Genomic DNA, 23,720 nt, shown 5'->3' with positions numbered 1-23,720 from the left:
CCCGCTTTAGAAAATCGTAAACGGGGCAATGACGTTGAATTTGATGTCGATTTCGTCCTGGAACATGTTGTTATAGCCGCCGCTGTAGTTCGGGTTGCTGCCGTGGTTGTCGTAATTGATGTAGTGCAGATTGAACAGGGTGCCTTTCAGGCGGCCGGTCTGAACGGTGTGAGCGAGGTTGAAAGTCCAGGCGGATTCATCGATGCGTTGGCTTTGATCGGCCAGTACGCCGTCGAGGGTACAGGTGGTGCAGGGTTTTGCATCCCAGCCATAGGCATACCCCGCGCCAATGGCCCAGCCGGGTAAATCGTAGTTTTTCAGGTCGTAGCTGACGCCCGCAAACACCGAGGTTTCGCCGTCGGCGTCAAAGTCGGACGCCGCATCCCACCACATATCGAGGCGTCCGTTGGAACTGGCATAGGCCGGGGTAATACGTTGCAGGAAGAAGCCCTGATTGCCTTCAGCTTTAACCGTTTGCGCTTCAAGGCGGAAGTCGAGGGTGTCGACGGTATACCCGAGCGTGATGCCCTGCAGCCAGGCCAGCCCGTCGTATTCATCATTTACCGAGCCGTAGGCAGCCAGGCTGTTATCGCCCACTTTGTCCCGCGCCCCGTAAAATTGATAGCTCAGGCGCAGGTCGTTCCCGGCAATCGGAAAGCTGTAGGCGAGTTTGCCAAAATACTGATCCATAAAATCAGCGGCCTGCGCCATTGAGGCTTCCAGTACCAGTTTGTTTTTGAAGTCGTAGCGCAGACCCAGGGAGTGAACGTAGTCGATTTTGGTGGTGTTGTCGGCCCCGCGGAATTCATACATTTCGGTATACCACGGCGCTTTGTATTTGTCGGACCACAGATAAGAGGCCGACAGCGCACCGTATTTGCCAAAGTCCCAGTTGCCGCCCGCCTCTGCACCCTGATAGGCGCCTGGCACGAATCCCCAGTGCACCGCCAGCAGGGTTTGCCCGGAAGGCTGAATGTACCCGGCGCGCATCCAGTAATCGTCAACCTTCATTTTGAGCGCCGCTTTATACAGGTTAAAACCGCCTTTATCCCCGGACCAGTCTTCGCTCCAGCGCTGGTTCGCCGAGCTGAGACTGATTTCGTTCGGATGCGCGGCGCTGCCTGTCGCCAGATTGGCGGCCCCAAACCCCGCCACGTCGAGGCCAATAAAATCCGCCGCATAACCGGATACGAAATCGAGGTTAGCGTTGAAGGTCGCGTGGTGGAGGTCTTCCACGTAGTGCCCGTAATCCGGGCTGCCAACGGTCATATCGCGCTTATCGCGATAGCGCTGGGAATAGTAAATTCCGCCGCTCAGTTGGGCGTCGTCGATAAAGCCTTCGGCCAGAAGCGGGGCGGAGAAAATGGCGGCAGGCAGGCCCACCAGCGGGGCGATGAGCAGCGAATAAGGGCGTAAAAAACGCATAGAGGTACTCCTCTTCCATGTGAAGATAAGCCAATGAAACAACGGGAATAAGACGGGGGCGACTGCCCCCAAAGCTTAGGGCTGGCGCGTCAGATGCCAGATTCGGCTGATGTAATCGCGACTCAGCGGCGGGTCGATAAACAGCCCGCGATACATCAGTTCGTCACCGCCAACGGACTGCAGGCCGTCATCCAGCCGATAACGCGCATCAGGGGAAAGACCGGCCAGACGGAGTTTACGCAGCGGGGCAGAGGCGACGCTGACCAGCGAAAAGGCCATCAGCAGCGCTTCACTTTGATCCGGGGCGACAAACATCCAGGCAGCGATTTCGCTATTTTCCCATGGGCTGACCAGTCGCCAGAAGGTGCCGAACTGCAGCAACTGACGGTGCTGTTTGTAGCAGGCGATTTGCTGGCGCACCGCCTCATCGCGCTCGCTATCGCTGTGCATCAGATCGAGCATCAACCCGTAGTTGCCGCTCATCGCCACCGTGCCACGCATCGCCATGCTGGTTGAACGGCCCATCTGATGATTCGGCACTTCCGACACGTGTGCACACTGCATAATCGGTGGGTACATCAGGCTGGTGGAGTACTGGATGTGCACCCGCGAGGCGGCATCGGTATTGTCGCTGACCCACGCTTGCGGCATGTAATACAGCATCCCTGGATCAAAGCGCCCGCCACCGCCCGCACAGCATTCAAACAGAATGTGCGGGAAACGTTGGGTCAACGCCTCAAGCAGCGCATACAGGCCGAGCAGATAGCGATGCGCCGTCTCCTGCTGTTGCGCCGCCGGGACGGGGAAGGAACCGACCTCGGTCATATTGCGATTCATATCCCACTTGATGTAATCGACCGGGTGCTCATCAAGGAAGTGGCTCAGCTGCTGTAAAATGTTGTCGCGAACTTCCGGGCGGCCCAGGTCGAGAATGTACTGATTGCGCCCTTCTGAAAGCGGCTGCTGCCCGGCGCGGATCACCCAATCCGGATGCAGGGCGAACAGCTCGCTGCGCCGGGAAATCATTTCAGGCTCAAACCACAGGCCGAACTTCATCTCCAGGGCATGAACCTGGTCAATCAGTGGTCGCAGTCCGTGGGGGAATTTCTGTCGGTTAACAAACCAGTCGCCCAGCGAAGAGGTATCGTCATTGCGCTCGCCGAACCAGCCGTCGTCCAGCATCAACAGCTCCACGCCCAGCGCTTTGGCGTTGTGAGCAAAACGCAGCAGTTTCTCCGCATCGAAATCGAAGTAGGTTGATTCCCAGTTATTGGCGAGGATGGGCCGGGTTTTATGCCGGTGTTCGCCGCGCACCAGATGATCGCGGTAAAGATGATGAAAGGCGTGCGACAGCCCATTCAGGCCGCTGTCCGACCAGGCCAGCACCGCTTCCGGAGTCTGGAAATGGGCATCGGGTTCAAGCTGCCAGCCAAAGCCGTGCGGGTTAATCCCCAGCAGGACGCGGGTTTGCTGGAAGGCATCCACTTCGGTACGGGCGGTGAAGTTGCCGCTGTAGACCAGATGCAGTCCCCAGGCCTCCCCCTGCATTTCGGTTGTTTCCGGGCGCACCAGGCCGATAAACGGTTGCTGATGGGTGCTGCTCGCCCCGCGTTTGCTGTCGAGCACCGTGATGCCGGGGTTGAGCGGCTGACGATGCTGCTGGCGTTCCCGTGCCCACGCCCCGGGAAACTGAATCTGCTCAAAGTCGCTGTCCGGAAAATCGAGCGCACAGCTCAGGGCGCGCAGCAGCCGCAGCGGCGTTGTGCCGCCGTTGGTCAACCGTGTGTTGCGGGTCACCACCGGCAGGTCGCGGAACAGGGTGTAACTCAGCTCGACCTGCAGCTGCGTGACGGGATCTTGCAGCGTCACCGTCAGCGTTTCTGCTTCATCCCCGACGCTAACCCAGGTGGCGGGCAGCCCGTCCAGAGCCGGTTTACCGACCACAATCTGATGCGAAACATAGTGCAGATTACTGACCTGGCTACCGTCGGCGTAGCGCACCTCAAACGCCGGTTCGCGATAGTCTCCCGCCCCGTGACCCGGATATTCCTGCAACACGGTGTCCAGCGAAAAGGTGCGATCCGGCCAGCCTGCGGGCGTCGGGGAAAACGATGACCTGTCCAGCTTTGGATAATCGTCAGCCTGGCTGAAGCTGGCGATGCGTTTCCCCCAGTAGCAATGCACCAGATAACGCTGATGGGCGAGGCCAAGCACGTAGCTCACCTGCTGATTTTGCAAATGGAAGAACTGTTTTTCTGCGTTCCAGGTAATCATGCTTTCACCTCGACGGTCTGACTGGCGTTACGCTGATGGATTTCACTCAGGATTTCGTAGAAGCGTTTTTCGGTAATTTCATAGCGGGCCAGTGGGATCAGGCTGATCAGGGTTAACACCCCGGGGATCAGCGTAAACAGCAGGCCAATCCACATCGCGGTTTGCGTGGCCTGCACATGATGCGGAATGTAACCGGCCCACGACAGCATAAAGCCGCCGATCGCCCCTCCCAGCGCGCCGGAGAGCTTGGTTTTGAAGATATTGAGTGAGAAGACCATTCCTTCGGATCGATTCCCGCTGCGCCACTCGCCATATTCGACGCAGTCGGCAATCATTGAATACAGCGAGATCTGCCCAATACCGCCACAGAACGGCGCTAATGCCCCAACGATAAAGATCATCGTGATGTTGGCCTGGAAGAAAAATAACACCATACAGGCCATCGCCATTACCGCGCTGCTATAAAGCGCGGTATTTTTCTTACCGATTTTGGCGGAGATAAACGGCGAGGCTACTGCGCCCAGTACTTGCGCAATCATTGACACGGTTAAGAATACGCCGAGCATCATTTCGGCATTGAGATTATAAATAAAGAAGTAAAGCTGAAAAGTACCACGAATAACGCCGATCATTTCCAATAAGAACATGCCGACAAGCAGCAGGCGGAGCGGACGGTGCTGTTTTAATAAAATCCAGAAACCCTTAAAGCTTTGGCGCTCTTTACGCGGCACGGTATGTTTTTCTTTGACACCAAAAAAGGTAATTAGCATACACACCAAAAAAACTACGCTATAAATTAACGCTACCGCCCACCAGCTGCCGACATATTTTACCAGCCACAGGGTTGAGGCACTCACTGACAAAAAGCCGAAGGTCGCAATGGTGCGGGGAATAGTGATCACTTTGGTACGTTCGGTGGGGTTTTGAGTTATCGCTGCTGACAATGACCAGTAGGGAATATCGATAATGGCAAAGCAAATACTCCACAAAATATAAGTCGAATAGGCATACACCAGCTTTCCGGCCTCGGACAGGTCCGGGCTGAGAAAACAGGCGACGGTGGTGAGTGACACCAGAATGCTGCCGACTAAAATCCACGGCCTGAATTTACCCATTTTGGTATGGGTATTATCAACCAGAATCCCGAGGGCGACATCGGTCGCCCCGTCAACCAGTCGGGCAATTAAAAACAGTAAACCGACCGCTGCCGCTTTGATGCCAAAGCTGTCGGTGTAGTAAAGCATAAGATAAATCGCAATAAAGGCGTACATGACGTTCGCGCCAAAACTGCCTATTCCGTAGGAAATGGCGGTAGTCCAGGAGACTCTGTCCCGCGCATATTTATCACGTTCTGATGGTGAGCTATCACTTATTTGAACTGATTCCATTCTGTACACTCCCGAGTCAAAAAAACATAAGATTTAGTTTTTAGTCATAGGTATTGGAGATGTGAGCGTAGGGGATTGTAGGGGGTAAAAAGAGAAGGGATATTGCGCGACACTTTATAATTCAGTAAACACAGATTACTAAGCGAATCGCTAAAAAGTCATAGAAGTCAATTAAAGGCGGAATCATTCCCGAAAATAAAATAAGGGAATGAGAGAGGAATCGCACTAGCCTTCATTTTCGAGCGCGGCTTCGGCATATAAATAACCAATGCCCATTACCTGTTGCGCCCGGGTCAGTTGGCCAAAATTAATTTGCGTGGCATTGCGCTTTAAGCCATCACCATGATCGAAGGGATTAAATCCGATCCGCTGTTTAATCGCCTCCAGCCAGCTTTCGCCGAAGCCACAGCTGCGACCATAAAACCAAATTTGATTGATATTTAAAATATTGAGGAAGTTATACAGGCTCAGGCCAACCGCATTGGCGGATTCTTCCACCCAGCGCAGGACGCGCTCGTCTCCGGCGTGCCAGGCCTGTACCAACTGTTGGGAACTGAGGGTTTCCGGATCCAGAGGATACGCGCCGGGGTTGGCTTTTAGCCAGACTCGTGCCTGCTTTTTCAGGGCCGACAGCGAGGCCACTGTTTCCAGACAGCCATAGCGCCCACAGTCGCACAGCATCCCGTCCGGGTTGACGATGGTGTGGCCGATTTGTCCGCTACCGTACAGGTTCCCGCGATAGATATGGCCGTTAATTACGAACGAGGAACCAATCCCGTAATCGACGTTAATCACGCAAAAATCTTCCCGATTGCCGGGGTTCTGCCATTTTTCCGCCAGGGCCAGCATCACGCAGTCGTTATCAAGCCGCACCGTCACCCCGAGCTTTTCCTCCAGCAGGTATTTGATTTCCACGTTCTCGCGCCACGGGGCCTGCGGCATGGTCTGCGACACGCCGGTGACCGGATCCACCTGGCCATGAATGCCTAACGCCAGATGCACCGTTTTGCCCGGCCAGTGCTTGCCGTGCGTCTGCCAGACGGACTCGATAGCTGCCAGCAGCGCCTGCGGCGTCGGGGCGGTAATGGCGCAGCGTTCAAACTCGCCGAGGGCCGATAGCTGGGCATCGCAGAGCTGGCTTTCGATGCTGGTGGGGGTGACATTCATACAAAGAATGTAATCCCCCTGCGGTGGGATCTGATAGCTGCCGCCATTTAGGCCCCGGCTGCTGAGGTTCTCGCTTGAATGACCGAGTTTACCGTCGAGCACCAGTTCATCAAGGATTTTGCTCACCGCCGGGATCGACAGTCCGGTGTGATGGGCAAACTGCGATTTACTCAAGCGCTTATGCCGCCACACGAGGCGCAGCAGCGTCTGGCGGTTCATCTGGCGCACCCGCTGATTATTCAGACCTGAATCCTGCATTTCACTAAACCTCGTTAACTGTATTGCGTGAGCTTTGAGCGATTAAAACATAATCGGCTCCGGCAAACTGTCGCCATTCCCTCATTCACTATCATTTATTTACTGGAGAATGGTTATGTACGGAGTCGTCAACGTTTGGCAGGAAACGCTGTCTCTGCCTACCTGGACCGTCGGGGCTGAAGATCCGAATCCGATGTTTCTCGAGAATCGCGTGTATCAGGGCTCGTCCGGGGCGGTCTATCCGTACGGGGTTATCGACACCCTGACCGGGAAAAAAGAGCAGCGCGACTACCAGGCCGTGTGGATGGAAAACGACTTTATCCGCATTCTGCTATTGCCAGAGTTAGGCGGTCGTATTCATCGCGCGTATGACAAGGTTAACGGGCGCGATTTCGTTTACTACAACGAGGTGGTGAAACCTGCGCTGGTCGGGCTGCTGGGGCCGTGGATCTCCGGTGGGATCGAATTCAACTGGCCGCAGCATCATCGTCCAACCACCTTCCAGCCGGTCGATATTCGCATTCAGCCGGGCGACAACGGAGAGCAAACCGTCTGGCTCGGCGAAGTGGAGCCGATGCGCGGCCTGCAGGTGATGGCCGGTTTTACGTTGTATCCGGATCAGGCGCGGGTGGAAATCACCGGCAAAGTGTTCAACCCCAACGCTACCCCACGCCATTTCCTGTGGTGGGCCAACCCGGCGGTCAAAGGCGGCGACGATCATCAGAGTATCTTCCCCCCGGACGTGACTGCGGTGTTCGATCATGGCAAACGCGCGGTGTCCTCCTTCCCGATTGCCACCGGCACCTATTACAAAGTTGACTATTCAGCCGGGGTCGATATCTCGCGCTATAAAAATGTGCCAGTGCCGACGTCATACATGGCCGAAAAATCAGAATACGATTTTGTCGGGGCTTATCACCACGGAGAACAGGGCGGGCTGCTGCACGTCGCCGATCACCACGTTTCACCCGGTAAAAAACAGTGGAGCTGGGGCTACGGCGATTTCGGCCAGGCCTGGGATCGCAACCTGACGGATGACAACGGCCCGTACATCGAACTGATGACCGGCGTGTTTACCGATAACCAGCCGGATTTCAGTTGGCTTGCGCCCTACGAAGAAAAAGTATTCGTACAAAACTTCCTGCCGTACAGCGGGTTAGGGCGCATCCACAACGCCAGTGCGACGCTGGCTGTCAAACTGGAACGCGACGCACAGCAGATCCAGCTCGGGGTCTACGCGGTGGCACCGCTGCACGCGGTGAACGTGGGGCTCAGCATCGACGATGTGCCGCTATGGGAAACGGTGATTTCACTTGAGCCGGGTAAACACTGGCTGCAAACGCTGCCGGACGTCGGGCCACAGCGTTTGACCCTGACGGTCAGCAGCCCCGAAGGCACAACCTTGCTACGCTACGACGAACATATCGCCGGGGATACGCCATTGCCGGATGCGGCCACCGCACCGCTGTTGCCCGAAGAACTGACCAATCCCGATGAGCTGTACTTTATCGGCCAGCATCTGGAGCAATATAACCACGCCAGCCGCCACGCCGAGGATTACTACCGTCGGGCGCTGGAAATCGACCCGCAGGACTATCGCAGTAACGTGGCGCTGGGCACGCTATTACTCAACGCCGCCGACTGGCAGGGCGCGCAGCAGTGTGCCGAAGCCGCTCTGTTGCGGGCGCATAAGCTGAACAAAAACCCGCGCGACGGTGAAGCCAGCATGTTGCTTGCCACCGCCCTGGAACGCCAGGGTGAGGACGTTCAGGCCTGGGATCGCTACTACAAAGCCAGCTGGAGCGGCAACTGTCGCGATGCGGCATTTTGGGCGCTGGCGCGTCTGGCGATGAAAAAGCACGACTACGCCGATGCGCTGGCCAAGGTAGAGCAGAGCCTGCGCTTCAACGGCAGCAACAATCTGGCGATGGGCCTGAAGGCGCTGGTGCTGGCAAAACTGGGGCGTGAAAACGACGCCATGACGTGGATTGCCGACCAACTGCTGGCCTATCCGCTAAGTTATCCGCTGCACTACGCCCGCTGGGCCGTTCGCGGTGAAGAGGCTGACCGCGAGGCACTGCGGCAAGTCACTGGGCGGCGCGGTATTAACGCCAGCTATCTGACGGGCTGGCTGCTGTCGCTGGGGCAAAAAACTGAGGCGCTGGCGCTGCTGAAGGTGCTCGACAGTCAGGAAACGCTACCGATGCTGTGGCGTGCCGCGCTGGGGGACGATCGTGCGGTGAGCCTGCAACAGGCGCGCGCCTGCTTTGCCCGGCGGGTGCGTTTCCCCAATACCCTTGACGAAATCCAGATGCTGCACCCGCTGGCGGCGGATGATGCTTTCGCCAGCTATCTGCTGGGCTGCTTCTGGTATAGCAAACGTCGCTATGCGCAGGCGCTGGCCTGCTGGCAGCACACTCTGCAACGGGAACCTGATTTTGCGCCAGCGCACCGCCTGCTGGGGATTTATCACTGGAACAAGCTGCACGATGTGCAGACCGCCGAGCGCTATCTGGCGCAGGCCGTGGCGCTGGAGCCGGACAACGCGCGCTTCCTCTTTGAACGCGATTGCCTGGCAAAACTGAACGCCGCCCCGGTGGAGGCGCGTCTGGCACAGCTTGAGCCGCGGGAGAGCGTGGTGTTTAAGCGCGACGATCTGACCGCCGAACTGCTGAGCCTGTGGCACGCCAGTGGGCAGTGGACGCAGGCGGCGGAGGTGTTAAGCCGCCGGATATTCCACCCGTGGGAGGGCGGCGAAGGCAAAGTGACCGGGCAGTATCTGCTCAACCAGATGCACCGGGCGCTGGCGGCGATGCGCGCGGGGAAAACCGAGCATGCTGCCGACCTGCTGCATCAGGCACTGCGCTATCCGCACAATCTCGGAGAAGGGCGTTTGCCCGGCCAGACCGACAACGACATCTGGTATCTGCTGGGGGTCTGTGCGCAGCAGCAGGGCGATGTGGCTGAATCACAGCGCTGCTTCACCCAGGCCACGCGCGGCGACGCTGCCCTGGATGCTGGCCGCTACTACAACGATCAGCCGGTGGATTACCTGTTCTGGCAGGGCATGGCCCAGCGCCGCTTGGGCGATGAAGCCCGGGCGAAGGCCCATTTCCAACGCTTCCACGCCTGGGTGGCAGCGCAGAAAAATGCGGTGCCGGATACGGATTTCTTCGCTGTCTCCTTACCGGATTTGGTTGCCCTGGACGGTAACCCCGAACAGCGCCATCAACAGCACTGCCTGTTTATTGAGGCGCTGGGCTCTCTCGGTCTCGGCGAGTTTGCGGCAGGGAACCGCGCACTGGAGGCGCTGCTGGCCCTCAATCCTGCGCACGACAAGGCACATTTGCTGCGTCATGCGCTGAATAACGGACTCCTGAACTAACGCACTGGCCCGGCGGCAAGGCCAGGCCGGGCATCCCTGAACCTGGGTTTTCCTGATGAGGAAATCACGATGCAAAACACGACGTTAAAAATGGGCTATGTCTGGACCATCTGTCTGGTGGCGGCTTGTGGTGGTCTGCTGTTTGGCTATGACTGGGTAGTGATCGGCGGGGCGAAGCCCTTTTATGAAGCGTATTTTAATATTACCGATCCGGCGCAGTCGGGCTGGGCGATGAGTTCGGCGCTGATCGGCTGTATTTTCGGGGCGCTGATTTCCGGTTGGTCTGCGGATAAATTCGGCCGCCGCCTGCCGCTGATTGCCTCGGCCATTCTGTTTAGCGCCTCGGCGTGGGGGACCGCGATGGCGAATAATTTCGACATGTTCGTGGTATACCGCATCGTGGGAGGGGTGGGGATTGGCCTCGCCTCGGCGCTCAGTCCGCTGTACATCGCAGAAGTCAGCCCGGCGGAACAACGCGGGCGCTTCGTGGCGATTAACCAGCTGACCATTGTGATTGGGGTGTTGGCTGCGCAGCTGATTAACCTGCTGATCGCCGAGCCGGTAGCGGCGGGCGCGACGCAGCAGGCGCTGCTGGAGAGCTGGAACGGACAAACGGGCTGGCGCTGGATGTTCGGTGCGGAACTGGTTCCGGCGCTGGCGTTCCTGCTGCTGCTGTTTGTGGTGCCGGAATCGCCGCGCTGGCTGATGAAGGCCGGGAAAGAGGCGCGCGCTCGTCAGACGCTGGAGCTTATTGGTTCCCCGGCGTATGCCAGTCAAACCCTGAAGGACATTGCTCAAACACTGGCAAAAGATACCCATCGGGTGTCGTTCTCCACGCTGTTGCAGCCGGAGATCCGCCCGGTGGTGATCATGGGCATGGTGCTGGCGGTGTTCCAGCAGTGGTGCGGCATCAACGTTATTTTCAACTACGCCCAGGAGATTTTTGCCTCCGCCGGGTTTGATATTAACGGCACGCTGAAGTCGATCGTGGCGACCGGTATCATCAACCTGGTCTTTACCCTCGCGGCCCTGCCGCTGGTGGACAAAATTGGCCGTCGCAAGCTGATGCAACTGGGCGCCTGCGGGCTGACGGTTATCTACATGCTAATTGCCGGGGCCTACGCGCTGGGCATTATGGGCTGGCCGGTTCTGTGCCTGGTACTGGCGGCGATTGCGATTTATGCCCTGACCCTCGCCCCGGTAACCTGGGTGCTGCTGTCTGAAATTTTCCCCAACCGGGTGCGCGGGCTGGCGATGTCGCTCGGCACGCTGGCGCTGTGGATTGCTTGTTTCCTGCTGACCTACACCTTCCCGCTGCTCAATGCCGGGCTGGGAGCGTCAGGCAGCTTCTTCCTCTACGGCGTGATTTGTGCCCTGGGCTGGATTTATATTCAGCGCACGGTGCCGGAAACCAAAGGTGTCACCCTTGAGGCGCTGGAAGCACAGTTGGCGGCGCGGCATCAGGGTACGTCGAGGGTCAAGCAGCGGAGTGCGCAGTAATGGCGGAGACTCTGCTCCTGGAAAACGCGCATCTGCGGATGCGCGTCGCCCCGCAGGGCGGCGCGGTGTTAAGCCTCGATTCACTCAAGTTTCAGCAGCCAGTGCTGCGGGCAGGCAAGGGTGAAGCTCCGGGATACGTTGGCCTGTTCCCGATGCTGCCGCTGGCCAACCGGGTGGCGGGCAACCGCTTCATGCTGCACGGACGAGAAATCCAGCTGCCCGACAGCCCGGTCGACGCGCACTTTTTCCTGCACGGCGACGGCTGGCTAGCACCCTGGCAGGTGGCGGAACAGAGCGGGGAACACTGCGTGTTATACCTGCGCCAGCGGCATGCCTGCGGCTTCGATTATCAGGCTGAACTGGTTTACCGACTGCGGGAAAACGTCCTGGTGGTTTCGTTAGAACTGACGCACCTGGGCGACACGCCAATGGTCTACGGCGGCGGGGTGCATCCTTTTTTCCACCTCACGCCGCAAACCCGGATCCAGTTTGCTGCCAGCGGTTACTGGCCGGAGGGGGAATCGCATCTGCCGTTAGCGTGGACCGACTCCCTGCCCGCCGCGGCTGACTTTTCGGTCGCCCGCCACGGGGAGGATGACTGGCTAAACGTCGGCTATTCCGGCTGGAACGGCAGGGCTACCATCGTGCATGAGCGGATGGCGGTCACCCTGTGTGCGCCGACCAACTGGCTGATGCTGTTTCGGATGCCGGGTGAACCGTTCGTATGCCTCGAGCCGCAAACCCATCCGGTCAATGCGCATAACATGCCGGGTATGCCCGGACTTATGCTGCTGATGAGCGGAGAAAAATGGCGCTTTTCTTCGAGCGTGCGCATAACGTCGCACGATAAATGTTAGAGGGTTGTTAAAGCCACTTGCCAGCCGGTGCGTTTGTCGCCAGACTAACGCCAACATTTTGGAGGGAATCATGGTCTTGCATTCCACGCGCTGGCTGGCGCTCAGTTATTTCACCTACTTCTTTAGCTACGGTATCTTTCTACCTTTCTGGAGCGTGTGGCTCGCAGGCACCGGCCTGACACCGGAAACCATCGGCGTGCTGCTCGGCGCCGGGCTGGTGGCTCGTTTCCTCGGCAGCCTGCTGATTGCGCCCCGGGTCAGCGACCCGTCCCGCTTAATCAGCGCCTTACGCATTCTCGCCTTACTGACGCTGCTGTTTATTCTCGCCTTCTGGGCCGGAACCCACGTGGCGTGGCTGATGGCGATGATGGTCGGCTTTAACCTGTTCTTCTCGCCGTTGGTGCCGCTGACCGATGCGTTGGCTAATACCTGGCAAAAACAGATAACCATGGACTATGGGCGGGTGCGGCTGTGGGGTTCGATTGCGTTTGTGATTGGCTCGGCGCTGACCGGCAAACTGGTCAGCCTGTTTGACTATCATGCCATTCTGCTGCTGCTGAGCATCGGGATTGCCTCCATGCTGTTGGGGATGATGATTACGCCATCGGTAATGCCGCAGGGGGAAACCCGCCATCAGGAAGCGGCGGGCTGGCCCGCGTGGCGTTCGCTGGTGGTGCAGAGCTGGCGCTTCCTGGCCTGCGTATGTCTGTTGCAGGGCGCGCACGCAGCCTATTACGGCTTTAGCGCCATCTACTGGCAGCAGGCGGGGTATTCCGCTTCGGCGGTCGGCTATTTGTGGTCGCTCGGGGTGGTGGCTGAAGTGGTGATTTTTGCGGTCAGCAAGAAGGTGTTCCGCCGTTTCGGCGCGCGCGATTTGCTGCTGCTCTCCGCATTTTGCGGCCTGCTGCGCTGGGGGATCATGGGCTGGACCACTGAATTACCGTGGCTTATCGTGGCGCAAATTCTGCACTGTGGCACCTTCACCGTCTGCCACCTGGCGGCGATGCGCTACATTGCGGCGCGGCAGGGGGCGGAAGTTATCCGCCTCCAGGCAGTATATTCCGCAGTGGCGATGGGCGGCAGCATTGCTATCATGACCGTGGTTGCCGGGTTCCTCTATCAGCACCTGCACCAGGGCGTGTTCTGGGTGATGGCGATACTGGCTATTCCGGCGATGTTTGTCCGACCCAAAATCAGCGCTCAGCCGGGTGCCTCCAGCATCTGACAAATGTGCTGCCGTTGCCGCTCGCTAAGCGGTTCCCCGGCGTGAATAAGCGGCGGGGAAAACAGCGGCAGCGCCAGCGTGTAAGGCGTGACAACCAACGCTACCCCTTTCGGGGCTCCTTCCTTCTGGAAGGCGGTCAGCGTCTGGTATTTGATATTCAGTGGCAGCAGCGTCAGTTCCCGCAGCTGCTGCTCGATTTCTTGTTCAAGCAGCGGATTGTCTCCGGTCAGCAGCAGCACCTGTTTTTCCTGCAAATCGCTTTCCTGCATCAGCCACGCGCCAAAAATCACCGCAATCAGCCCCATTTCTTCATCAGAAATATGGAGCCCATAGTGGGTCTCAAAGTCCGTGAGCGCCTGCTGGGTAGTGCGCATCAGGCGCGGATAAAGCCGCTGCACCTCTTCTGGCAGGCTGTTATCGATCCCGACCCCGTACAGACAGCGATTAATCGCCTGCGCCAGATGAACATACAGCTGATCGCGCAGCCCGCGCCTGTCGCTAAACTGGCGGCCTGAAAGCTTCTGGAAGCGGTCAATTAGCTGGTTAATACTGCGATAGAGCCGTACTTCCTGGGTGTGATGATCGCGTTTCGGATCCGGCACTTTGAGCATCATAAACAGCAGCGTCAAAAACAGATGTTCATCCGGATGGGCGTCCTTCAGCGTACGGCGCTGCCAGTGACGGGCAATTTCCGCCGCCACCTGATATTCGGCGCTGGCCTGTGCCCATTTGCGCTGTCCGTCGGTAAACTCAGGGGCCTGTGGCGGATGCTGGAGCAGCAGGCAATATTGCAGATACAGCCCGAGAAACGCCGCGTCGCGGCTGTCGAACTGGCGCTGCAGGTTCTGTCCGCAGCGATTGACCAGCGCCCGCAGATTGGTATCGTCGTACAGAATGCGCGAGATGCCGGATTGTTTAAGCTGCATTTTGAGCGATGGGGTAAACTGCTCGCTGATAAAGGCCGGGCACAGCCGCAGGGCACGGCGCAGCCAGTGGATCAGGCATAAGCGCTGGTCAAGTGTGGTGCCTTCAATCCGGTAGCTGCCGTCTGCTAGCGTCACGATATTCAGTCGGTGATAGCGCTGGATAACGTGGCCGATATCGGCGATATCCTGGCGGGCGACAACGTCATCAACATTGTTCGCACGGCCTATTACCGCTGGGGTTACGGACTGCCCTGGCAGATACAGCATCAGCAGGATCTGGCAGCGGCGCTGTGGACTGGAAAGCACAGATGGCGGTTCAATCACGGTCATCATCTGTCAGGTTCCAGAAAAGGTTTTTGATAAGAATAGCTAAAGGATGACCGCCTGAAAGCCAGCCGGGATGCCTTTGCGCAAGGATTGCTGGGGTCGGTCACAGAATTTTTCACTGAGGATGCGATGACGAGAGTGAAACAGAGCTTAGTTCTGGCGGTTGGCGCGCTTTTATCATGGCAAGCGACAGCGCACCCGCACAGTTTTATCAGTATGCACAGCCAACTGGTCACCAAAGATGGCCAGCTCACCGCCATCGATATGCGCTGGACGATGGATGAAATCACCTCCGCCGACCTGCTGTATGACGCGGGGAACGCCAAACCGGGCGATGTGGTCTGGAAGCAACTGGCGGCGGAAGTGATGGCCAACGTGCTGGGGCAGCACTATTTCACTGAGTTCTGGCACGGCAAGCAGAAGGTGAAATTTGAAAATCGCCCGACGGCGTACGGGCTTTCCCGCGATGGGCATAAGGCGGTACTGACCTTTACGCTGCCGCTGGCCATGCCGCAGCCGCTCGCAGGGCAGACCTATCGGTTTTCCACCTTCGACCCAACCTATTATGTCGATATGCATTACGACAAAGAGGCGAACGTTACGCTGCCTGCCGATGCGCCGGCAGGCTGTAAGCTCAACGTACACACCCCGAAACCGAATGAAGATTTAACTGCCTATGCACTGTCGCTCGACAAGGCCGATGCCCCGCCCGAGGACATGGATTTAGGCAAACAGTTTGCTCAACAGGTGACGCTGACATGTCCGTAGTCTTCTCTCCCCCTTCGCGTTCGCGCCGCTGGACACAACTCTGGCCGCTGGCGCTGTTCCTGATATTGGCGCTGGCCGGTGGCGTCTGGCTGTGGCACGCCTGGCCGCAGGTGCTGCTGAAAAGCATCCTCTGGCAACGGGAGTTGAATCAGCAGATGAGCGCCCTGTTGCAGGCCGTGGCGGATAACCCAACCAAAGCGGGCGGGTCGCTGCTGGTATTCAGCTTTATTTACGGCGTGCTGCATGCTCTGGGGCCGGGGCATGGAAAAATCGTGATTACCACCTGGCTTACGACCCATCCATCGAAGCTTAAATCGAGCATCGGTTTAACCCTGGCGGCGTCATTGTTGCAGGGCCTGGTGGCAATTGGGCTGGTGGTGGTGGTGTTGACCTTACTGGCGCTGCCCGCTCGCCAGCTGCATCTCAGCAGTTTCTGGCTGGAAAAGGGCAGCTATGCTCTGGTCGGGCTGCTCGGGGGGTTACTGTGCTGGCGGGCGCTAAAAAAGCTACGGCAGATCCTGCGCAAGCCGATGTTTACCGCCTTTACCCCGCACCATGAGCATCACGCCCACTGCGGCTGCGGGCATCAGCATTTGCCGGACCCGAAACAAATGGAGAGCGGTAACGACTGGCGCGCGCGGCTGGTTATCGTCCTGTCGATGGGAATGCGGCCCTGTTCCGGGGCGATTATGGTGCTGCTGTTCAGTAAGGTGATTGGCGTCTTTAGCTGGGGGGTGGCATCTGCGCTGGCGATGGCGTTGGGCACGTCGATAACGATTTCATCCCTGGCGCTGCTGGTACACAGTTTTCGTCAGCTGGCAGTGCGGTTAAGTGGGAATAAAGCGCCGGTGATGTGGCGACAGGTTGGCTGGACGACGCTGGCGTTTGCCGGCGGTGCGGTACTGGTGATGGCTGCGGTGGTGATGTGGCTAAGTGCGGTGCCGGAGGGCAGGGGATTGAGGCCGTTTTGACAGTGCCGGATGGCGCTGCGCTTATCCGGCCTACGGAGGGTGTAGCCCGGTTAGCATGAGTGCCACCGGGCTAAACCACAGAATTAACGCTTCAGCGCTTCACTCAGTTCGTCACGCATGCTCGCCAGCATCGCTTTCACGACGCGTGGGTTGCCTGCCACGATGTTACCGGTGGTCATGAAGTTGTGACCGCCAGTGAAATCGCATACCAGGGCACCCGCTTCACGCGCGATCAGCTCACCTGCGGCGAAATCCCACGGCTTCAGGCCCAGTTCGAAGTAGCCGTCAACGCGACCGGCAGCCACGTAGGCCAGATCCAGTGCGGCGGAACCGCTGCGACGGAAGTCCGCGCATTCGGTGAACAGTTTGGTAAGGATGTTCATGTAAGCCGGAGCATGCTGCTTGGCTTTGAACGGGAAGCCGGTCGCCAGAATGGTGCCATCCAGATCGCGAGCGTTGGTGCCGCGCAGACGGTAGCCGTTCAGCTGTGCGCCCTGACCGCGGGTAGCGGTGAACAGTTCGTTACGCATTGGATCGTAAACCACGGCCACTTCAGTACGGCCTTTAATGCGTACGGCGATGGAAACAGAGAAATGAGGAAGGCGTTTAACGAAGTTGGTGGTGCCATCCAGTGGATCGATAACCCATTGAACATCTTGATCTTCGCCTGCTACTTCGCCAGATTCTTCGGCGATAATGGTGTGCTGCGGGTAAGATTTACGGATAGTTTCGATAATAATCGCTTCTGCGGCTTTATCGACATTGGTCACGAAATCATTGCTGCCTTTCTGGCTGGTCTCTACGGAATCAGGTGTCTCGTAGTGCTTGGCAATAACATTACCCGCCTTGCGCGCTGCGCGCACGGCGATGGTCAACATAGGATGTTGCATCGGTCACTCTCACTGGATGTTAAAGAACGGGAAAAACGGCGCATATCATAGCAGCGAATTCGGATTCTGTCTTCGCTTTATGATAATATGCGATGAATAATCTTTAGCCGAAGACAGACAATGCTGCAAAATATCCGAATCGTACTGGTAGAAACTTCCCACACCGGCAACATGGGCTCCGTGGCTCGCGCGATGAAAACCATGGGGTTAACCAACCTCTGGCTGGTCAATCCGCTGGTCAAACCTGACTCTCAGGCTATCGCGTTGGCGGCGGGTGCCAGCGACGTGATTGGCAATGCGCAAATTGTGGATACGCTGGACGAAGCGCTGGCGGGCTGTAGCCTGGTAGTGGGCACCAGCGCACGTTCGCGTACGCTGCCGTGGCCGATGCTCGATCCGCGTGAATGCGGGCTGAAAAGCATCAGCGAAGCGGAGCAGGCGCCGGTCGCGCTGGTCTTCGGTCGTGAACGCGTGGGCCTGACCAACGACGAATTGCAAAAGTGTCACTACCATGTGGCGATTGCCGCCAACCCGGAATACAGCTCGCTGAACCTTGCGATGGCGGTGCAGGTCATTGCCTACGAAGTGCGTATGGCGTGGCTGGCCACCCAGGAAAAAGGCGAAAGCGCTACAGCGGAAGACGACGTGGCTTATCCGCTGGTCGACGATCTGGAGCGTTTCTACGGTCATCTCGAACAAACCCTGCTGTCGACCGGTTTTATCCGCGCCGATCATCCGGGCCAGGTGATGAACAAACTGCGTCGTCTGTTCACCCGCGCCCGCCCGGAAAGCCAGGAGTTGAACATCCTGCGCGGCATTCTGGCGTCGATTGAACAGAAGAATAAATAGTCGACGAAAGAGAGCGCACGGAACGTTAAATACCTGACTAAAACAGTCAAGTAAATAGTTGACCATTTTAGTCGGGAATGTCAGACTTGGCCCTGCTATGCGATACCACCATTTTAATAACAACCCCGGGCAGGGGCGAGTTTGAGGTTAAGTAAGACATGAGACTGACATCTAAAGGGCGTTATGCCGTGACCGCGATGCTGGACGTTGCGCTCAACTCCGAAGCGGGCCCGGTTCCGTTGGCTGATATTTCTGAACGTCAGGGAATTTCACTTTCCTACCTGGAACAGCTGTTCTCCCGCCTGCGTAAAAATGGACTGGTTTCCAGCGTACGTGGCCCGGGCGGCGGTTATCTGCTGGGTAAAGAAGCCGGTAGCATCGCGGTTGGCGAAGTGATCAGCGCAGTAGACGAATCCGTCGACGCGACCCGTTGTCAGGGTAAAGGCGGCTGCCAGGGCGGCGATAAATGCCTGACCCACGCGCTGTGGCGTGATCTGAGCGATCGTCTGACCGGCTTCCTGAATAACATCACCCTCGGTGAACTGGTTAATAACCAGGAAGTGCTGGACGTCTCTGACCGTCAGCACACGCAAGAATCCCAACGCAGCACCCGCGGTCAAGACGCTATCGACGTCAAGTTACGCGCATAATAATAGAATTTCAGAATCAGGCCGGGGCATTACGCCCCGTCAACACGGTCGTACATCCAGCCGGTTGCCTGATTCATTGCATTGAGTGATGTACGGAGTTTAAGAGCAATGAAATTACCGATTTATCTCGACTACTCCGCAACCACGCCGGTGGACCCGCGTGTTGCCGAGAAGATGATGCAGTGCCTTACCCTCGACGGAACGTTTGGCAACCCGGCCTCCCGTTCTCACCGTTTCGGCTGGCAGGCTGAAGAGGCGGTTGATATCGCCCGTAATCAGATTGCAGAGCTGGTGGGCGCTGACCCACGCGAAATCGTCTTTACCTCTGGTGCGACCGAATCTGACAACCTGGCGATTAAAGGTGCAGCCAACTTTTATCAGAAAAAAGGCAAGCACATCATCACCAGCAAGACCGAGCACAAAGCGGTGCTGGATACCTGTCGTCAGCTGGAGCGTGAAGGGTTTGAAGTGACCTATCTCGCCCCACAGCGCAACGGTATTATTGACCTGAAAGAACTCGAAGCGGCGATGCGTGATGACACCGTCCTCGTTTCTATCATGCACGTGAACAACGAAATCGGCGTGGTGCAGGATATTGCGACCATCGGCGAAATGTGCCGCGCACGTGGCATTATCTATCACGTGGATGCGACTCAGAGCGTGGGCAAACTGCCTATCGATCTGAGCCAGCTGAAAGTTGACCTGATGTCCTTCTCCGGCCACAAAATCTATGGTCCGAAAGGTATCGGTGCGCTGTACGTGCGTCGTAAACCGCGTATTCGTATCGAAGCCCAGATCCACGGCGGCGGTCACGAACGCGGCATGCGTTCCGGTACTCTGCCTGTGCATCAGATTGTTGGCATGGGTGAAGCTTACCGCATCGCCAAAGAAGAGATGGAAACCGAGATGGCACGCCTGCGTCAGCTGCGTAACCGTCTGTGGGAAGGCGTGAAAGATATGGAAGAGGTGTACCTGAACGGTGACCTCGAGCAGGGCGCGCCAAACATTCTCAACGTCAGCTTTAACTATGTTGAAGGCGAGTCGCTGATCATGGCCCTGAAAGACCTGGCCGTGTCCTCCGGTTCTGCCTGTACGTCTGCGAGCCTCGAGCCATCCTACGTGCTGCGCGCACTGGGCATGACTGACGAGCTGGCACACAGCTCTATCCGTTTCTCTTTAGGTCGTTTCACTACCGAAGAAGAGATCGACTACACCATCGCGCTGGTACAGAAATCCATCGGTCGTCTGCGTGAACTGTCTCCACTGTGGGATATGTTTAAGCAGGGCGTGGACTTGAACAGCATCGAATGGTCGCATCACTAATCGGAACCCTATAAGGAGAATTCATCATGGCTTACAGCGAAAAAGTTATCGATCATTACGAGAATCCACGCAACGTCGGTTCTTTTGACAACAGCGACGATAGCGTCGGAAGCGGCATGGTCGGCGCACCGGCCTGCGGCGACGTGATGAAGTTGCAGATTAAAGTCAACAATGAAGGTATCATTGAGGACGCGCGCTTCAAGACCTACGGCTGCGGTTCAGCTATCGCGTCCAGCTCTCTCGTCACCGAGTGGGTAAAGGGGAAATCCCTGGACGAAGCACAGGCTATCAAGAACACCGATATCGCCGAAGAACTCGAACTGCCGCCGGTAAAAATTCACTGCTCTATCCTGGCAGAAGACGCGATCAAAGCCGCCATTGCGGACTATAAAAGCAAACGTGAAGCAAAATAATTGAGGTTGTTGTTATGTCGATTACCCTTAGCGACAGCGCTGCCGCGCGAGTAAGTGCCTTCCTGGCTAACCGGGGCAAAGGCTTCGGTCTGCGTCTGGGTGTGCGGACCTCCGGTTGCTCTGGTATGGCTTACGTGCTGGAGTTTGTCGATCAACCGGAAGCAGAAGATACGGTGTTCGAAGACAAAGGCGTGAAGGTTGTGGTCGATGGCAAAAGCCTGCAGTTCCTCAATGGCACCGAGCTGGACTTCGTCAAAGAAGGCCTGAACGAAGGGTTTAAATTTACCAACCCGAACGTTAAAGATGAGTGCGGTTGCGGCGAAAGCTTCCACGTTTAATCACGCGTAAGATAACCCCACGGTAGCCTGGCTGCCTGTGGGGTTTGCTTTTTCAGAGATAGCTATGGACTACTTCACGCTCTTTGGCCTGCCTGCCTCTTATCACCTCGATAGCCAGCAGCTCGCCACACGCTTTCAGGATTTACAGCGCCAGTTCCATCCGGACAAATTCGCCAGCCACTCCTCTGCAGACCAGCTTGCTGCGGTGCAACAATCCGCAACCATTAATCAGGCCTGGCAGACGCTGCGTAACCCGCTGACCCGCGCGGAATACCTGCTGTCGTTGCACGGTTTTGATTTGGCAAGCGAACAGCACACGGTGCGCGACACGGCATTTTTGATGGAGCAACTGGAGCTTCGCGAAGAGCTGGATGAGATTGACCGTGCTAAAGATAGCGCCCGTCTGGACGCCTTCATGCGCCGCGTGAAAAGCATGTTCGACACGCGCCATCAGCAGATGGTGGCGGAACTCGATAATAAAACGTGGGACAGCGCGGCGGACACAGTGCGTAAACTGCGTTTTCTCGATAAACTGCGCAGCTCAGCAGAACAACTCGAAGAAAAGCTGCTCGATTTTTGATTTTGGAAGCTTATCAATATGGCCTTATTGCAAATCAGTGAGCCTGGTCTGAGTGCTGCGCCGCATCAGCGTCGTCTGGCGGCGGGTATTGACTTAGGCACCACCAATTCTCTGGTCGCTACCGTGCGTAGCGGCCAGGCCGAAACGCTGGCCGACCATCAAGGCCGTCACCTGCTGCCATCCGTGGTGCATTATCACGCGCAGGGGTATGACGTGGGCTATGACGCCCGCACTAACGCTGCCCTGGATCCGGTCAACACCATCAGCTCGGTAAAACGTCTGATGGGCCGCTCGCTTGCCGATGTGCAGGCGCGCTACCCGCATCTGCCTTATCAGCTGCAGGCAAGTGAAAACGGCCTGCCGATGCTGGCGACCAACGCCGGCCTGCTGAACCCGATTCGCATCTCCGCCGATATCCTCAAAGCCCTGGCTGCCCGCGCGACCGAAGCGCTGGAAGGCCAGTTGGATGGCGTGGTGATCACCGTCCCGGCCTATTTTGATGATGCGCAGCGCCAGGGCACCAAAGACGCCGCGCGTCTGGCAGGCCTGCACGTGCTGCGTCTGCTCAACGAACCAACCGCGGCGGCCATCGCTTATGGTCTGGATTCCGGTCAGGAAGGGGTGATTGCGGTCTACGATCTCGGCGGCGGCACCTTTGATATCTCAATTCTACGCCTCAGCCGTGGGGTGTTCGAAGTGTTAGCCACCGGCGGGGATTCCGCGCTGGGCGGCGACGATTTCGACCACCTGCTGGCAGATTTCATCCGCGAACAGGCAGGCATCACCTCGCGCAGCGACAACCGCGTGCAGCGTGAACTGTTAGACGCCGCCATTGCCGCCAAAATTGCGCTCAGCGATGCCGACCGCGTTCGCGTTGACGTCGCGGGCTGGCAGGGGGAAGTCACCCGTGCCCAGTTCGACGAACTGATTTCCGCGCTGGTTAAACGTACGCTGCTGGCGTGTCGTCGTGCGCTGAAAGATGCGGGCGTAGAACTCGAAGAAGTGAAAGACGTGGTGATGGTCGGCGGTTCAACGCGTGTGCCATTAGTGCGTGAACGGGTGGGCGAATTCTTTGGCCGTACGCCGCTGACCTCCATCGACCCGGACAAAGTGGTTGCCATCGGTGCCGCTGTTCAGGCGGATATTCTGGTCGGCAACAAGCCGGACAGCGAAATGTTGCTGCTGGACGTAATCCCGCTGTCGCTCGGTCTTGAGACCATGGGCGGCCTGGTGGAGAAAGTCATTCCACGCAACACCACCATTCCGGTGGCGCGTGCGCAGGAGTTCACCACCTTTAAAGACGGTCAGACCGCGATGTCCATCCATGTGATGCAGGGTGAGCGCGAGCTGGTGCAGGACTGCCGTTCTCTGGCGCGCTTTGCGCTGCGGGGGATCCCGGCGATGCCTGCGGGCGGGGCGCATATTCGCGTTACCTTCCAGGTGGATGCCGATGGCCTGCTGAGCGTTACGGCGATGGAAAAATCCACCGGCGTAGAAGCCTCGATTCAGGTGAAACCATCCTACGGTCTGAGCGATACCGAAATCGCCTCAATGATTAAGGACTCGATGAGTTTCGCTGAACACGATGTGCAGGCGCGTATGCTTGCCGAACAGAAAGTCGAAGCCGCGCGCGTGCTGGAAAGCCTGAGCGGTGCACTGGCCGCGGATGCCGCACTGCTGAGCGCCGAAGAACGCAAAGCGATTGACGACGGTATCTCTGCGTTGCAGATTGCCGCCGCAGGCGATAATGCCGACGACATTAAAGAAGCCATTAAAAATATCGACACACAAACCCAGGAATTTGCCGCACGCCGCATGGACCAGTCGGTCCGTAAAGCGCTGAAAGGCCAGTCCGTGGACGAGGTTTAATATGCCAAAGATTGTTTTTCTGCCACATCAGGACCTGTGTCCGGATGGCGCAGTTTTAGAAGCGAAGAGCGGTGAAACCATTCTTGACGTTGCCCTGCGTAACGGCATCGAGATTGAACACGCCTGTGAGAAATCCTGCGCCTGTACCACCTGCCACTGCGTGGTTCGTGAAGGTTTCGACTCCCTGCAAGAAAGCACGGAAGACGAAGACGACATGCTGGACAAAGCCTGGGGTCTGGAGCCGGAAAGCCGTTTAAGCTGCCAGGCGCGTGTGGCTGACGAGGACCTCGTCGTCGAGATGCCACGCTACACCATCAACCACGCACGCGAGCACTGA

Annotated in this window: 20 protein-coding genes; 14 read left to right on the top strand and 6 right to left on the bottom strand. The window is 57.5% G+C overall.

The features are described from left to right. Positions 1–6: 6 nt before the first annotated feature. The 4 genes from ACG0Z5_RS09680 to ACG0Z5_RS09665 form a co-directional block, all read right to left on the bottom strand. A complete protein-coding gene (locus ACG0Z5_RS09680) occupies positions 7–1,425 on the bottom strand; it encodes an OprD family outer membrane porin (protein ID WP_394446785.1) in 1,419 nt (472 codons plus the stop codon). Positions 1,426–1,500: 75 nt separating this feature from the next. Continuing rightward, complete coding sequence (locus ACG0Z5_RS09675) at positions 1,501–3,699, bottom strand: alpha-galactosidase (protein ID WP_394446783.1); 2,199 nt, start codon at positions 3,697–3,699, stop codon at positions 1,501–1,503. Further along, positions 3,696–5,087: an MFS transporter gene (locus tag ACG0Z5_RS09670; RefSeq protein ID WP_394446781.1), complete on the bottom strand. Its 1,392-nt coding sequence runs from the start codon at positions 5,085–5,087 to the stop codon at positions 3,696–3,698. Before ACG0Z5_RS09670 ends, ACG0Z5_RS09675 begins: the two co-directional genes overlap by 4 nt. A 225-nt stretch (positions 5,088–5,312) precedes the next feature. Beyond that, complete coding sequence (locus tag ACG0Z5_RS09665) at positions 5,313–6,512, bottom strand: ROK family protein (RefSeq protein WP_394446779.1); 1,200 nt, start codon at positions 6,510–6,512, stop codon at positions 5,313–5,315. A gap of 115 nt (positions 6,513–6,627) precedes the next feature. Between ACG0Z5_RS09665 and ACG0Z5_RS09660 the strand changes: the two genes are divergently transcribed. From ACG0Z5_RS09660 to ACG0Z5_RS09645, 4 genes are all read left to right on the top strand, one after another. Then, positions 6,628–9,897, top strand: coding sequence for a DUF5107 domain-containing protein (locus ACG0Z5_RS09660; RefSeq protein ID WP_394446777.1), 3,270 nt, complete (start codon positions 6,628–6,630; stop codon positions 9,895–9,897). A 69-nt stretch (positions 9,898–9,966) separates the two neighbouring features. Beyond that, positions 9,967–11,397, top strand: coding sequence for a sugar porter family MFS transporter (locus tag ACG0Z5_RS09655; RefSeq protein ID WP_394446775.1), 1,431 nt, complete (start codon positions 9,967–9,969; stop codon positions 11,395–11,397). Beyond that, a complete protein-coding gene (locus ACG0Z5_RS09650; RefSeq protein WP_394446773.1) occupies positions 11,397–12,254 on the top strand; it encodes an aldose 1-epimerase in 858 nt (285 codons plus the stop codon). Before ACG0Z5_RS09655 ends, ACG0Z5_RS09650 begins: the two co-directional genes overlap by 1 nt. 70 nt (positions 12,255–12,324) lie before the next feature. After that, a complete protein-coding gene (locus ACG0Z5_RS09645) occupies positions 12,325–13,479 on the top strand; it encodes a 3-phenylpropionate MFS transporter (RefSeq protein WP_394446771.1) in 1,155 nt (384 codons plus the stop codon). On the opposite strand, the gene csiE is transcribed toward ACG0Z5_RS09645, so the two are convergent. Then, complete coding sequence (csiE, locus tag ACG0Z5_RS09640) at positions 13,455–14,738, bottom strand: stationary phase inducible protein CsiE (RefSeq protein ID WP_394446769.1); 1,284 nt, start codon at positions 14,736–14,738, stop codon at positions 13,455–13,457. The genes ACG0Z5_RS09645 and csiE overlap by 25 nt on opposite strands. 123 nt (positions 14,739–14,861) lie before the next feature. On the opposite strand from csiE, the gene ACG0Z5_RS09635 reads away from it, so the two are divergent. After that, positions 14,862–15,500, top strand: coding sequence for a DUF1007 family protein (locus ACG0Z5_RS09635; protein WP_394446767.1), 639 nt, complete (start codon positions 14,862–14,864; stop codon positions 15,498–15,500). Further along, positions 15,491–16,471, top strand: a complete 981-nt coding sequence (locus ACG0Z5_RS09630) for a nickel/cobalt transporter (RefSeq protein ID WP_394446765.1) — start codon at positions 15,491–15,493, stop codon at positions 16,469–16,471. Before ACG0Z5_RS09635 ends, ACG0Z5_RS09630 begins: the two co-directional genes overlap by 10 nt. Positions 16,472–16,554: 83 nt before the next feature. On the opposite strand, the gene suhB is transcribed toward ACG0Z5_RS09630, so the two are convergent. After that, positions 16,555–17,361, bottom strand: coding sequence for an inositol-1-monophosphatase (suhB, locus tag ACG0Z5_RS09625; protein ID WP_319627991.1), 807 nt, complete (start codon positions 17,359–17,361; stop codon positions 16,555–16,557). Positions 17,362–17,481: 120 nt separating this feature from the next. On the opposite strand from suhB, the gene trmJ reads away from it, so the two are divergent. The 8 genes from trmJ to fdx all read left to right on the top strand — a co-directional run bounded on the left by trmJ (position 17,482) and on the right by fdx (position 23,720). After that, positions 17,482–18,210 (top strand): tRNA (cytosine(32)/uridine(32)-2'-O)-methyltransferase TrmJ, encoded by a 729-nt coding sequence (gene trmJ, locus ACG0Z5_RS09620; RefSeq protein ID WP_394446762.1) that lies wholly within the window; start codon positions 17,482–17,484, stop codon positions 18,208–18,210. A 158-nt stretch (positions 18,211–18,368) separates the two neighbouring features. After that, positions 18,369–18,860 (top strand): Fe-S cluster assembly transcriptional regulator IscR, encoded by a 492-nt coding sequence (gene iscR, locus ACG0Z5_RS09615; RefSeq protein WP_319627993.1) that lies wholly within the window; start codon positions 18,369–18,371, stop codon positions 18,858–18,860. Between the two features lie 108 nt (positions 18,861–18,968). Further along, on the top strand, positions 18,969–20,183 hold the full coding sequence (gene iscS, locus ACG0Z5_RS09610) for a cysteine desulfurase (RefSeq protein ID WP_319627994.1): 1,215 nt from the start codon (positions 18,969–18,971) through the stop codon (positions 20,181–20,183). 26 nt (positions 20,184–20,209) lie between these two features. Continuing rightward, complete coding sequence (gene iscU, locus ACG0Z5_RS09605; protein WP_015703172.1) at positions 20,210–20,596, top strand: Fe-S cluster assembly scaffold IscU; 387 nt, start codon at positions 20,210–20,212, stop codon at positions 20,594–20,596. Between the two features lie 14 nt (positions 20,597–20,610). Continuing rightward, a complete protein-coding gene (iscA, locus tag ACG0Z5_RS09600) occupies positions 20,611–20,934 on the top strand; it encodes an iron-sulfur cluster assembly protein IscA (protein ID WP_319627995.1) in 324 nt (107 codons plus the stop codon). A gap of 64 nt (positions 20,935–20,998) precedes the next feature. Then, entirely contained in the window at positions 20,999–21,514 is a 516-nt protein-coding gene (hscB, locus tag ACG0Z5_RS09595; protein WP_394446758.1) for a co-chaperone HscB, read from the top strand. Between the two features lie 18 nt (positions 21,515–21,532). Continuing rightward, positions 21,533–23,383 (top strand): Fe-S protein assembly chaperone HscA, encoded by a 1,851-nt coding sequence (hscA, locus tag ACG0Z5_RS09590; RefSeq protein ID WP_394446756.1) that lies wholly within the window; start codon positions 21,533–21,535, stop codon positions 23,381–23,383. A gap of 1 nt (position 23,384) precedes the next feature. Further along, positions 23,385–23,720, top strand: a complete 336-nt coding sequence (gene fdx / locus ACG0Z5_RS09585; RefSeq protein ID WP_097163279.1) for an ISC system 2Fe-2S type ferredoxin — start codon at positions 23,385–23,387, stop codon at positions 23,718–23,720.

Source organism: Scandinavium sp. M-37 (assembly GCF_043558715.1).
In the GTDB taxonomy this organism is placed as follows: domain Bacteria; phylum Pseudomonadota; class Gammaproteobacteria; order Enterobacterales; family Enterobacteriaceae; genus Scandinavium; species Scandinavium vulneris_A.
Note: the sequence above shows the minus strand (reverse complement) of the source record. Positions and strands in the feature narration are given on the sequence as shown.